We start from the raw sequence: 12,987 nt of genomic DNA, 5'->3' as shown, positions 1-12,987 counted from the left end.
TCCGCGCCTCCGCGTCTCCGCGGTTAATTGGCCTTTCACCTCCCAAACGACCCCTCCGCAAAAATCTGCCGCGCGTTCGCCCGCAAATGATCCCCTATCTCGCCCAAAAATAATTCCCCAAACTCCTTCAGCTTCTTTTCCCCCACGCCGCTGATGCGCGCAAAGTCCCGTTCGCTCTCCGGATATTCCCGCGCCATCTGCCGCAGCGCCACGTCCGAAAAAACGATATACGCCGGCACGTCGCGTTCATCCGCCAGCCGCTTGCGTAATTGCCGAAGCTTCTCGAACAAAAGCTCGTCGCAACTGATTTCTCCCGCACTGCGGCTCTTGCTCACCGGCACGGCGACCGGTTTCGTCAACGTCACTTTGCGCCGCTGCGTCAAAGTCGCACGCCCTTCCGCCGTCAATTCGAGCGTGCTGAATTTCTCCGACGTCTGCCGCAGCAAACCCATTCGCACCAGTTCGCGCCCGATGGATGCCCACTCCGGCCGTCCGTGTTCCTTGCCGATGCCGTAAGTCGAAAGTTGCCCGTGGCCCCACCGCCGGATTTTTTCCGTGTCCGCGCCGGTCAACACTTCAATCACATGATTGAGTCCGACGCCAAAACCACTTTTCTCCCGGATGCGATACACACACGAAAGTAATTTCTGCGCGGCCAGCGTGCCGTCAAAGGTCGCGCGCGGTGAAAGGCAATTATCGCACCCCCCGCAACTTTCCGCTGGAAATTCCTCCGCAAAATAATTCAACAACTCTCGGCGCCGGCACGCGGACGACTCCGCGTAATGCACCATCTGTTGTAGTTGATCACGCGCGATTTTCTGTTCCTGTTCGCTCGGCTTTTCGTTGATGAATTGCTGTTGCTTCACCACGTCGCCCGCGCTGAACAGCAGCACGCATTCGCCCGGCAAACCGTCCCGCCCCGCGCGACCCGTCTCCTGATAGTAACCCTCGATGTTCTTCGGCAAATCATAATGCACGATGAACCGCACGTTCGGTTTGTTGATGCCCATGCCGAACGCGATCGTCGCGCAAATCACCCGCACTTCATCGCGCAAAAATAATTCCTGGTTTTTAGCACGCTCGTCGCCGGTCAAGCCCGCGTGATACGCCCGCGCCTTCACGCCGTTCTCGTTCAACTTCTCCGCGACCGACTCCGCCGATTTGCGGCTCTGGCAATAAACAATTCCGCTGTCGCGCGAACGCCCGCGAATGAACTCCAACGTCTGCGCGTAGGCCGATGACTTCGCCACCACGCGGTAAGTCAGGTTCGGCCGATTGAAGCTCGCCACATATCGCGCCGGTTCGCGCAACCCCAAATGCTTGACGATGTCTTCACGCACCCGCTCGGTCGCCGTCGCGGTCAAGGCCATGACCGGCACCTCGGGAAAATGTTCGCGCAACTCCGCGATCTGCCGATACTCCGGCCGGAAATCGTGCCCCCATTCGCTGATGCAATGCGCCTCGTCCACCGCGAAGAGATTCACGTTCCAACGCTGCAAGTCGCTGAGAAAACCCGAGAGCATCAGGCGTTCCGGCGCAACGTAGAGCAACTGGTATTCGCCATTGTGCAAGCCGCGCAAACGCGCGCGCGATTCATCGGCTTCAATCGAGGAATTCAAAAATGTCGCCGCCACGCCGCTCGCGCGCAAGGCATCCACCTGATCTTTCATCAGCGCGATCAACGGCGATACCACCACCGTCAACCCTGTGCGAACCAGCGCAGGCAGTTGAAAACAAAGTGATTTTCCCCCACCCGTTGGCAGCAACGCAAACACATCGCGCCCCGCGAGCGCATCCCGGATGATTTCCTCCTGCAACGGTCGAAATGAAGTGAACCCAAAGTACTGCTTCAACGCCGGCAACAGCGCCGTCGTCGGCGAAGCATTCTTATTAGTAATCACCGCAAAACTTTAACCACAATCGCCACCACCATGCCAACGCCTCTGCTATTCCGCACTCCGCACTCCGCATTCCGCACTGGCTAAACTCCGCACTCCGCACTTCCCCAGTTCCTTATGCCCCCACCGAATCATCCGCTCCGTAACATCCCATCCCAAACACGCGTCCGTGATCGAAACGCCATACTTCAACTTCGACGGCTCCTGCGGAAACGGCTGGTTGCCCTCGTGCAAATAGCTTTCCACCATCACTCCGGTCAAAGCCTTCGTCCCCGCCGCGCGCTGCTCGATCACACTGCGCCACACGTCTTCCTGCCGCGCATGTTGTTTTTCCGAATTCGCATGGCTGCAATCCACCATTAGCCCGGGACGCAATTTCGCGCCCGCCAATTTTGCCGCCGCGTCCCGAATGCTTTCCGCGTCGTAATTCGTCCGCGCGCGGCCGCCGCGCAGCACCACGTGGCCGTCCGTGTTGCCCGTCGTGCGAACAATGCTCGTGATGCCGTCCTGGTCAATGCCGAGAAAACTGTGCGGACGCATCGCCGCGCCCATCGCGTCAATCGCCACCTGCAAGCTGCCGTCCGTGCCGTTCTTGAAACCGACCGGCATGGAAAGTCCGCTCGCCATTTCCCGGTGCGTCTGCGATTCCGTCGTGCGCGCGCCCACCGCCGCCCAACTGATGAGGTCTGCGATGTATTGCGGAATGATCGGGTCCAGAAATTCCGTTGCCGCCGGCAACCCCATGCTGTTGATGTCCAAAAGTAATTTCCGCGCCTTCTTGAGTCCGGTTTCGATGTCGTGTGTGCCATCGAGAAACGGGTCGTTGATCAAACCCTTCCAGCCAATCGTCGTGCGCGGCTTCTCAAAATAAACGCGCATCACGATTTCCATTTCATCGGCAAATTCGCGGCGCAACTTATTCAGGCGGCCTGCGTATTCCAGCGCGCCATCCACGTCATGAATCGAGCAAGGCCCGACGATCACCAGCAGGCGCGGGTCGCGCTGCTGCAAAATCCCCGCGATTGCCTGGCGGCTGCGCGCCACCGTTTCGTTCGCGGCTTCGGTCGTCGGAAATTCCGTCTTCAACGCCCGTGGCGTCGAAAGCCGCACCAATTCTTTAACGTGCAAATCTTGTGTCTGAAACATCGCGCCCATTATATCACCCCCGCTTCGTGAGGAAAGTCCTAATCGTTTGACCAAACCAGCGCATTCGGAACAACCATATCGTCGTTCCAAATCTATTTTGACGCAGAGGCGCAGAGAAAAACAAAAAATCAAAGCCACAGATCAAACACGGATCAAACGCCGACGAGAAAGAATTTTTTTGCATTCAAATCCGTATTTTATTTTTAACCAATTTTTTCTTCCCCGCTTTGCGCCTCTGCGTCTCTGCGCCTCTGCGTTAAACTCCTTTCCCGAAGTACAGTGAGCGCCAACTTGCAAAACCTCCCCTCCGCGGAATTGTTGCTGGTAAACCGGACAATTTTATTTCATTATTAGATGGAAGCATATTGAATGACATGAAAAGATCCTATCCCTTGCTCGGATTCGCCCTCGCCACTGGCGCGATACTTCTCACCAACTATTTATCTTTCGCCGCCGAACCGCCGCCGAAAATTCCCCGGTTTTCCATCCAATACATGGACCAATCGGTTGATCCCGGCGCGGATTTCTTTCATTACGCCGCCGGCACCTGGCTCAAGGACAACCCCGTCCCCGCGGATAAATCCCGCTGGGCCAGCTTCGATCAGTTGCACCTGCGCAACATGCATCTCCTCCGCGACATCATGGAGAAAGCCGCTGCCGATACGACCGCGGCGCCGCACACCCCCATTCGCGAAGTCGGTGATTTCTATGCCTCCGCCATGGATACCAATCGCATCAACGAATTGGGCGCAAAACCTCTCGAAGCCGACTTTGCCCGCATTGATGCCCTTAAATCCACCGAGGAACTCATGCAATTCCTCGCCGAACTCCAATCCCGCGGCGTCGGCGCCATGTTCGACGCCGGCGCGGAGGCCGATGAAAAAAACAGCGAGATCTACGCGCTTCATCTCAGCCAGGGCGGCCTTGCATTGCCCGACCGCGATTATTATTTGACCGATGCTTTCAAGACCCAGCGCAATGCTTATCTCGTCCACATTGCGACGATGTTGAATCTTGCCGGCCAGGACGTGAATTCTTCCATGCGCCACGCGCTCGGCATTCTGGCGCTCGAAACCGAACTCGCCCGGGCCAGCAAGTCCCGCACGGATCGGCGCGACCCCGTCGCGAATTATCATAAGTTCACCGTCGCGGAAATGATGACGAATTATCCCGACCTGCATCTGGATAAGTTCATTGCCGCTTTGGGAGTCACCAATATTTCCGACCTCATCATCGGCCAGCCGGAATTTTTCACCGCCTTGGATCAACTCGTAAAATCCCGCCCACTCGACGACTGGAAAGTTTATCTTCATTGGCACGTCCTCCACAGCGCGGCGAATTATCTCAGCGAGCCCTTCGAAACCGAAAGTTTCCACTTCTATGGCACGGTTCTCAGCGGCCAGCCGGCCCAGGAACCGCGTTGGGAACTTTCCTCCCGCCGGATTGACCGCTGCATCGGCGAAGCCTCCGGCGAATTGTTCGTGGATAAATATTATCCCCCCGAAGCCGGCGCGCGCATGGACGTGCTCATCGAGGACTTGAAATCCGTCCTCCACGATCGCCTCGAAAAACTTCCCTGGATGACCGAGCCCACGAAGAAAAAGGCCCTGCTTAAATTTGCCGCCCTCACCAAAAAAATCGGCCACCCGGTCAAATTCCGCGACTATTCCTCCATTGATATTCGCCGCGACGATTATCTCGGAAACGTCCAGCGCTCCGATCTTTTCGAGTCCAAACGCGAACTCGCCCGCGTCGGCAAACCCGTGGACAAGACCGAGTGGGACATGACTCCCCAGACCGTCAACGCCTACTTCAACCCGCCGCGAAACGAAATCGTTTTTCCCGCCGGCATTTTGCAACCGCCTTTCTTTGACGTCGAAATGGACGACGCGGTGAATTATGGTGCCATCGGTGCGGTCATCGGTCACGAGATGACCCATAGCTACGACGACGAAGGCCGCAAGTTCGACGAAAACGGCAATCTCACCGATTGGTGGACCGAAGCCGACGCCAAGGCGTTTGAGGAACGCGCGCAAAAACTCGTGGACCAATATAGCGGTTACGAAGCCTTGCCCGGCCTGTTCGTCAAAGGCAAATTGACTCTTGGGGAAAATATCGCCGACCTCGGCGGCGTGACCATCGCCTATGAAGCTTTGCAGCGCGACCTCGCGCGCGACCCATCCAAGCGTAAAAAAATTGACGGCCTCACACCCGAACAACGCTTTTTCATCTCTTTCGCGCAAATCTGGCGTGTAAATTGGCGCGAAGCCGCCCTGCGTCAGGCCATTACCGTTGACCCGCATTCGCCCGGCCAATTCCGCGCCATCGGCCCCTGTGTGAACGTCGAATCGTTCTTCGATGCTTTCAATATCAAAGAAGGCGCACCCCTATGGCGCGCCCCCGAAAAACGCGCCATAATCTGGTAATAAATTTTACACGCCCCACTCACCGGGAGGGAGAGCGTGCTCGCGAGCCCCATATTTATTTGGGTTTTGTACACACCATAAGGCCACGGCTCACGAGTACCCTCCCCTCCCTTCATTTTAACGGACCGCGGGTCTATGACCCGCAGCAAGGTTCATCCGGTCAAGCCATTCCCGGCTCAGCCTAGAGCGGCAATCTTAATCGTGAATTGCTGCGAGTCATAGACCCGCGACCCGCACAAAAACGTAAGACAGCGTTGAAATATATTTGCCGTGATTCCAATCCGGCCTTCAGCGGTCATAGACTTCCGCTACAGCCAGCAATAAAAAACCGGGCGAACTTTCGTCCGCCCGGTCGTTGCGCTATGCCGTTACTCTATGCTGTCATCGGCTAAGGGCTGGTGACTTTGTAGAAGCGTTTCACGCCGTTGGTCGCGCTCGCGTCCGTGAATCTATAAGTGCTGAAACTTCCCGACGCGGCTTCCGTCGGCGGGCCCAGCGGCGTCCACACGATCGGCGCCGCCAGACTCGTCGTCCCATACACCGTGAAGCCGAGTCCCGGCGCGTTGGTAAAGCTGAAGCTCAAACCCGTCGCCGCCGAAAACGCTACATTGCCGAGCGAGGGTTTGGAGATCACCACACCCGCTGTGGCGCTGGCCGAAAAGCTCAGGTTATCAATCGCGTAACCATTGCCGCTGCCGCTGCCGTAGAAATCAAGTCCCCAGATCAGCCACAACGCCGCGTTCGGCTGCCAGGCAGTTGCGAGCGCGAGATTATTCGTCGCAATGGCGATTTGATTTGCAGCCTGCGTTCCATCCGTCGCCACAACCACGATGTTGGTCTGGAAACTGAATGACAATCCCGGCACCAGCGTGGAATTGGAGATGGACTGCGCAGTAAGCACAAAGTTCGTTGCTGTATTATCTATCGTGTAACCGAATGACATTAGGCGATGTCCCGTGCCGTTGTGCCAGAGTTCACCGAGGAAACTCAGGTTGATATAATTAAGCGTCTTGCCGGAAGTATTGATCAACTTGAGCGCATAAGTCGTCGCGCCGGTCGTCCCGGTCGAGAGCAAACCCAGTGCGCGATTCGTGCCCGTGATATCGGGGCCGTCGTTCGGGCCGAAGTCAAGCACGCCACCCGTCGTTTGATCGCCGTCCTGCGCACCGAAACGCGTGATGCCATCCACGCCGGGGAACGTCGTATCCGCCGCGCCGTACCAGCCGGGCATCGTGTTCGACAAACCAAGGCCGCCAACAAAACTGCTGTTGATGACCGGGAAGCTGAAATCAAACGGGTTCGCCAATGAATAGCTAATGCCATTGATGCTGCCGGGGTCCTGCGGATTGTTAAAGCTGTTCACCGAATTGGTTCCGGGATCGGGCAACGAATCAAAGTTCTGCACATAGACTTGGTTGCTGTAAGCGACCGACGACAGCGGCGGCGGGATAAGCACCGTCACCGTTGCGACCGAACTGGTCACACTGCCACCGCCATTGCTGATGACGAGTTTGTAGGAGCCGGCGTCGTTCGTGCTCACGGGGCTGATGGTAAGCGTGCCGGTTGCCGTGCCCATGAATTCATTGCCGTCCGTCAAAGCGGTGCTGCCCTTGAACCATTGGTTCGTCAACGGCGCCGAACCGCCGCCTTGCGTCGCCGTGAGGGAGGTGGTCAAACCCACAAAGGTCGTCACCGATGCCGGCTGCCCGGCGGTGATGCTCGCCTTGTGGAATTGCACGGTCAACATGTCCACGAGATTAGACGCCACACCCGCAACATTCGTCGCGACCAGATAATAATTGCCAATATCCATCGTCGAGAGATTCGAGATCGAAAGCGAGCCCGTCGTCGAGCCGCTATATTTTACACCGTCGTCCACCAGCGGCGTCGTGCCGAAATACCATTGAAACGAAAACGGCTGCGTGCCCGTTGGCGCGATGGTTCCAAACGTCGTCGAACTGCCGATGAATCCCGCCACACTGGTCGGAGTGTTGCCGATGACCGGCGCCACCGGAAATTCCGTGACAACCAAAACTGCCGGCGGCGCGCTGGTGACACTGCCATATTGATTGGTCACCACGCATTGATACGTGAAGTCGTTGAAACTGGTGTCGAGATTGTTAAGCGTGAGGGTGGCGTTCGTCTGGCCGAGCAAATTCATGCCATTTTGCAACCACTGATAACCCACGGCAAATACCGAATCGTCCGCCACCGCGAAACTCGCCGTGCCGCCGTTGGTTGTCGAGTAACCCGAAGGCGCCGAAGTGATCAACGGACGCAAGTCAGGTGTGAAATCAATTCCGCGAAAATTTTCGTTCGTCGTGGTCGCCGTCGCGAGCGTATCTGCCACCAGATTGGTCAGGGGATTCACGCCCATGTCCACGATGCGGATCAGGCGATTCTGGTTGGCATTGCCTTGCGAGTTGGCGGCGGGCGTGGTGCCGTTTTCCATCGTGGTCGCGTAGATGACCGGGTTCGTGGTGCTGAAATCCACGCAGATGCCGAAGCAACCCTGGTTCGCGGCTTTTTGTTTGACCGTGCCAATATTGGTCGAACTGAAATAATACGGAGCCTGTGTCCAAACACCGTTGGTATTCACGAATTTGACGATGCCGAACGTCTGGTCCGCGCCGTAGGCGATTGTTCCCTGCGGATTCATGTCGAAGTTGGCGATGTTCTTGAAGGTGCTGCCCCAGTTGATGAACAGGTTCGTGAGCACGATGTGTTCAACCGGATTCGGCACATTGGGATCGAACGGCAATGGAACCACCGTATCGTTGTTGAACGGGTCGAGGAAATTATACACACCGGCGCCCGGCACGACGATATAGAGCGTGCCACCAATGATGCGCGCTTGCGCTGCCGCTTGAATGAAATTTTGCAGTTCAACCGGCATCCCGCCGTAATCGGGAAACGAGCCGTTGAAAAACAATGTGCCGGTTGCTTCGGAACTTGTCCCGGCCACATTGCCCGTCCCCCAAAAATTAGTGCCGTCAGACGTGGCGATACCCGTCGGATTATTTTGCGTCACACCGAGTGGCAGGCCGAACCAGTTCGCGATATCGGAATAAAGCACTTGTTCATTGCCGAAGGCATCAAGCGTTCCGAAACCGCGCGTGACGGTGGGATCGGCGGAAGGCTTGGCCGCCGTTGGGGCGGGAAGGTTGCCGGTGTAACCTTCAAGCGCGAGAAACTCGCGGTTCTCCGAGCGCGAAATGCCGCCGCCTTCCGAACCCGCGTGCGCATTGATGAAAATTCCATTCGCCCCGTTCGTCGGCAACGGCACGGACAGCAACGGCGCGGTTTGATTCGTCGCATCCGTGTCAAAAACCTGCACGAAGCATGGTTGTGATTTTGCCACGCTGATGTTATAAATGCCGGTATTGTCGCCTGCCTTAAAGATGGCGAGTTTTCCCGGCGGCAGGCTGGGTGCGGTGGTTTGCGCCTGCGCGCCAAAGGCGAGCAAAACGGTGAAAAGGGCTGCGAATGATTTTTTCATGATCAAATTTCGATAATGGAAACGGCGTTGGTTAATCTGCGTGCTCCATTTTAAAAAGGCAGGATACAAAGACATGACGGACAGGTTACGATTCTGTAACTAAAGCGCAGAAGTGCTGTTCACCTTGCGGAAACCATTGTAGCTAGAGGCTTGATCTCCAATCATTAATCTGCTTTCATTCAATCGTCACTCGATTGTAACAGTTGCGACATTTCCGTGTAACTTGGGTCGGACACCTTCTGCGCCATGACGATAAATGGCTTCTTAACCCGCGCGCTTGCGGCAAAAAAATTCCGTGGGTTTACCCTCATTGAATTGCTCGTGGTCATCGCCATCATCGCCATTCTCGCGGGGCTATTGCTGCCCGCGCTCGCCAAGGCCAAGGAAAAAGGACGGCGGGTCGTTTGCACCAATAACCTGAAGCAATGGGGGCTCGCCCAAAACATGTACGTGGATGATAACTCCCAGACCTATCCCACGACGAAGATTCCCATGGGAACCCAGGGGGAAGCTCCGGGTTATAATGAAGACAATCCCACTTGGAATGACTTGGGGAACTTTTACATCGCCAACCAGGGAAATGATGCCTGGTTCAACGCACTTCCCTCTTACGTCGCGAGCAAGCCGCTTTATTATTACGACATCGAAAATGGTCTCGACGGCCGGAATTTTTTTAATACAGGCAACACCCTCTTCATGTGCCCGACCGCCAAGATCAATCCTGACGAAGTAGCGATCAACAATCGAGTCGCATTTAAATATGGCATGAACTCGCAAGGCCTCGACCAGGTGCCTACGAACATCACTCACCTCAAGGCAAGCATGATCGCCAGCCCTTCAAAATTCGTTATGTTTTGCGAAGGCCGCACGATCACAACCGAAACTCCTTTTTACGGCAACATCACGAAGCAGCAGGATGTCTGCAAACCGCAGGTTTATACCACCGCCTTCACGTCGCGCCACTCAGAAGGCGCGAGCATCACATTTGCCGACGGCCATACCACCTGGTATCGCTACGATTACGTCTGCCTCAACGCCGGTTCCAAAGCCGCCGACCCCGGACGCCCCGATATCAGTTGGTCCGCCGACGGACACCAAATCCCCTAGCAGTGCGGAATGTAGAGTGCGGAGTGCGGAATCGGGGAAGTTTCAAGTGTTCAGTTTTCAGTAAGAAGCCGCTTGTAACTCCCCCATACAAAGCGCTTCGCTCATTCCCATAAATTACAAAATAAACTGCGGCGCGGGAATTACGTTCTTCAATTCCGCACTCCGCACTTCCATTTACGTTCCTGCCGCGTATAGTGACTCGCAATATTAAATAACGACTATGCCAGCAAATCGAATCGGAATCATCGGCGGCAGCGGCCTCTATCACATTGAAGGTTTCACCAACCAAAAATGGGTCAAAGTCAAAACTCCTTTCGGCCCGGCCTCGGACGATTTTCTCACCGGCACCTTGAGCGGCCGCGACGTCGTGTTTCTACCGCGGCACGGGCGCGGGCATCGCATCCTGCCGACCGAGTTGAACCATCGCGCGAATATTTGGGGCATGAAAAAACTCGGCGCGCAATGGATCATCAGCGTCAGCGCCGTCGGTTCGTTGCAGGCCAAATATAAACCGTGTGATGTCGTCCTCGTTGACCAATTTCTCGATCGCACCAAGCAATCGCTCAACCACACATTTTTTGGGCGCGGCATCGTCGGGCATATCGCGTTCGCCGATCCGATCTGCGAAGAGTTGCGGCAGATTCTTTTGAAAAGTGCCAAAGCACTCAAGGCCCGCGTCCACGACGGCGGCACTTATGTCAACATGGAAGGCCCGGCATTCAGCACCCGCGCGGAATCGTTGACGAATCATAAGCTCGGCTATGACGTGATCGGCATGACGAATCTCGGCGAAGCTAAATGCGCGCGCGAAGCCGAGATCGCCTACGCCACGATGGCCATGATCACTGACTACGATTGCTGGAAAATGGACGAAGCCCACGTCACCGTCGAGATTGTCATCGCCAACCTAACAAAAAATGCCGCACTGGCCAAGGCCGTGGTGTCGCGCGCCATCGAACAGATTCCGCAGGAAGCCAACTGGTCCTGCCACAGTGCGCTGGCCCACGCGATCATGACCGATAAAAAATGCTGGCCGGTGAAGACGACGAATGAATTGAAATTGTTGCTCGCAAAATATCTTTGAGCGCACCGGAGTTTATCATGATTAAGCAGTTCAAGTTATCCGCCTTGTCCGCTATAGTCGCCGGAGTGTTGATTTCAATAACTGGCGCGGGCTGTAAAACCGCGAGCGAAGCTGCGGGGCCGGTAACTCTGCGCGTGATGACTTACAACATCCAGCACGGCGCGGGAGCGGACAATAAAATTGATTTCGCGCGCACGGCGGCTGCGATCAATGCCGAGCATCCCGACATCGTGGCGCTGGAGGAAGTGGACAAGGGCGTTCAACGCACCGACCGGCGCGACTTGACGGCGGAACTGGCGGCCTTGACGGGATTGACCGGTTACTTCAGCAATAATTTTAACTTCCAGGGCGGCGAATATGGCAATGCGATATTGACGCGCTTTCCAATCCTGCAACAAACCAACACACATTACGTGATGATCCGCCCCAAGGAACAGCGCGGCATCATTCAACTCATCCTGGATGTGCATGGCCATAAAGTGCTCTTCATGACCACGCACATTGATTATCGCCGGGAGAATGAAGAACGGCTGCTCAATGTCGGAGAGATAAAACGCATCATCCAACAATATCCCGGCCTGCCGATGATCCTATGCGGCGACTTCAATGACTTCCCGCAAACGCCAGTCTATAATGCGATGCGCGAAAGCTTTGACGATACCTGGGCGCTGGTCGGACAAGGCAATGGCTGGACTTTTCCCAGCCCCAAACCGAACCGCCGCATTGATTATATTTGGTTATCCCCGGACAAATCTATCGAGCCGCTGAAGGCCTGGGTTCCCGATACCCAGGCCTCCGATCACCGCCCACTGGTCGCCGATTTGCGCATTAAATAAGTTGCGCTTAAATGTTGGGCAGAGCCTTTTGCCGATAAGTTTGAATCGCGAGGTTCTTACATTTCATCTTCAAGACGATACCGGAATAGTAATCCCCGAAAGAATTCAGATTCTGGTTTAAGCTGCCCGGCGATTCAGTTTGAGTGACACCGCTTACTTTTTTTAGAGAAGACTTTGATATGACACCCGCCCGCTGGAATTTCCAGGTATTTATTGAATAATCCAATCAGGCTAGGTCGTCTAAAGAAATTTTTTCAGGGAAATCTTTAGAGACTAAAGAAACTTCAACGAAATGAATTCCAAACGTATTGCGCTATAAAGCCGCGTGAAAAAATGAAACCGCAACCTCCAAAAGATTCATGCCACCAATAAAAACCAGCGAAACATTTTCGCTTTTAAGGGGGAGACAGAATGGCAGCCGTGAAAAAATTTTATGCGCCACCCGTGGTTTGGACCACAGATGGCGCACAGGTAAAAATGGGGCGATCTTAACCGCCCAATACTATCAGCCGTTCGCGAGGGTCTTGCGATTGGCGGCTTTGGCCTTGGCCCAGCGGGCGCGGGCGGCGGCGGCGATCTTGGCGCGGGCGGCGGCGCTCATCTTGCGGCGGCCGGCTTTGGGCGCTTCGGCCGGGGCGCCCTTCTTTTGCTTGGCCCAGCGGGCGCGTTGCGCGGCGGCGATTTTCGCGCGGGCGGCGGCGCTCATCTTGCGGCGGCGTCCGTCACCAGCGCCGGCTCCTGAAAGAGCGGCGGCTTGAGAAGCGCCGAGGATGGCGACCAATTCCGCCTCGAGTTCGTCTATCTGTTCCCGGACACTCAAGGCCCGCTTTAATTGCTGCACTGATATATTCGATAAGTTAGTTGACATACCTTCAAAGTATGGCCACAAAGCCAATTAAGTCAATGGTTTCTTATTGGTCAGGGTTAGATCGTAACTAGCGGTCTCAAGTTTTAGTAAGAGAGAAAGTCTAAAGCAATTAGCCTGATACTT

The 12,987-nt window shown here is 55.6% G+C and carries 8 protein-coding genes; 4 read left to right on the top strand and 4 right to left on the bottom strand.

Annotated elements, in window-relative coordinates; genetic code table 11:
* Window positions 1-35: 35 nt before the first annotated feature.
* Window positions 36-1,901: a DNA helicase RecQ gene (recQ, locus tag VH413_12040; GenBank protein HEX3799420.1), complete on the bottom strand. Its 1,866-nt coding sequence runs from the start codon at window positions 1,899-1,901 to the stop codon at window positions 36-38.
* Window positions 1,902-1,946: 45 nt separating this feature from the next.
* Window positions 1,947-3,044: a 3-deoxy-7-phosphoheptulonate synthase gene (locus tag VH413_12035; GenBank protein HEX3799419.1), complete on the bottom strand. Its 1,098-nt coding sequence runs from the start codon at window positions 3,042-3,044 to the stop codon at window positions 1,947-1,949.
* A gap of 374 nt (window positions 3,045-3,418) precedes the next feature.
* Between VH413_12035 and VH413_12030 the strand changes: the two genes are divergently transcribed.
* On the top strand, window positions 3,419-5,470 hold the full coding sequence (locus VH413_12030; protein ID HEX3799418.1) for a M13 family metallopeptidase: 2,052 nt from the start codon (window positions 3,419-3,421) through the stop codon (window positions 5,468-5,470).
* A 388-nt stretch (window positions 5,471-5,858) separates the two neighbouring features.
* On the opposite strand, the gene VH413_12025 is transcribed toward VH413_12030, so the two are convergent.
* A complete protein-coding gene (locus VH413_12025; protein HEX3799417.1) occupies window positions 5,859-8,969 on the bottom strand; it encodes an immunoglobulin domain-containing protein in 3,111 nt (1,036 codons plus the stop codon).
* 246 nt (window positions 8,970-9,215) lie between these two features.
* Here VH413_12025 and VH413_12020 point away from each other — a divergent pair, with 246 nt between their 5' ends.
* The 3 genes from VH413_12020 to VH413_12010 all read left to right on the top strand — a co-directional run bounded on the left by VH413_12020 (window position 9,216) and on the right by VH413_12010 (window position 11,996).
* Window positions 9,216-10,076: a DUF1559 domain-containing protein gene (locus VH413_12020; GenBank protein ID HEX3799416.1), complete on the top strand. Its 861-nt coding sequence runs from the start codon at window positions 9,216-9,218 to the stop codon at window positions 10,074-10,076.
* 220 nt (window positions 10,077-10,296) lie between these two features.
* Complete coding sequence (gene mtnP / locus VH413_12015; protein ID HEX3799415.1) at window positions 10,297-11,160, top strand: S-methyl-5'-thioadenosine phosphorylase; 864 nt, start codon at window positions 10,297-10,299, stop codon at window positions 11,158-11,160.
* Between the two features lie 17 nt (window positions 11,161-11,177).
* On the top strand, window positions 11,178-11,996 hold the full coding sequence (locus VH413_12010) for an endonuclease/exonuclease/phosphatase family protein (GenBank protein ID HEX3799414.1): 819 nt from the start codon (window positions 11,178-11,180) through the stop codon (window positions 11,994-11,996).
* Between the two features lie 505 nt (window positions 11,997-12,501).
* Here the strand turns inward: VH413_12010 and VH413_12005 are convergent.
* Window positions 12,502-12,864: a hypothetical protein gene (locus VH413_12005; GenBank protein ID HEX3799413.1), complete on the bottom strand. Its 363-nt coding sequence runs from the start codon at window positions 12,862-12,864 to the stop codon at window positions 12,502-12,504.
* Between the last annotated feature and the right edge of the window lie 123 nt (window positions 12,865-12,987).

Source organism: Verrucomicrobiia bacterium (assembly GCA_036268055.1).
In the GTDB taxonomy this organism is placed as follows: domain Bacteria; phylum Verrucomicrobiota; class Verrucomicrobiia; order Limisphaerales; family Pedosphaeraceae; genus DATAUW01.
This window is presented reverse-complemented; position numbering and strand designations above follow the sequence as displayed.

Excerpts from the sequence above, each read along its gene's own strand:
- VH413_12035 (HEX3799419.1), bottom strand. The coding sequence starts at position 3,044 with ATGTTTCAGACACAAGATTTGCACGTTAAAGAATTGGTGCGGCTTTCG.
- VH413_12030 (HEX3799418.1), top strand. The coding sequence starts at position 3,419 with ATGAAAAGATCCTATCCCTTGCTCGGATTCGCCCTCGCCACTGGCGCG.
- VH413_12025 (HEX3799417.1), bottom strand. The coding sequence starts at position 8,969 with ATGAAAAAATCATTCGCAGCCCTTTTCACCGTTTTGCTCGCCTTTGGC.
- VH413_12020 (HEX3799416.1), top strand. The coding sequence starts at position 9,216 with ATGACGATAAATGGCTTCTTAACCCGCGCGCTTGCGGCAAAAAAATTC.
- mtnP (HEX3799415.1), top strand. The coding sequence starts at position 10,297 with ATGCCAGCAAATCGAATCGGAATCATCGGCGGCAGCGGCCTCTATCAC.
- VH413_12010 (HEX3799414.1), top strand. The coding sequence starts at position 11,178 with ATGATTAAGCAGTTCAAGTTATCCGCCTTGTCCGCTATAGTCGCCGGA.
- VH413_12005 (HEX3799413.1), bottom strand. The coding sequence starts at position 12,864 with ATGTCAACTAACTTATCGAATATATCAGTGCAGCAATTAAAGCGGGCC.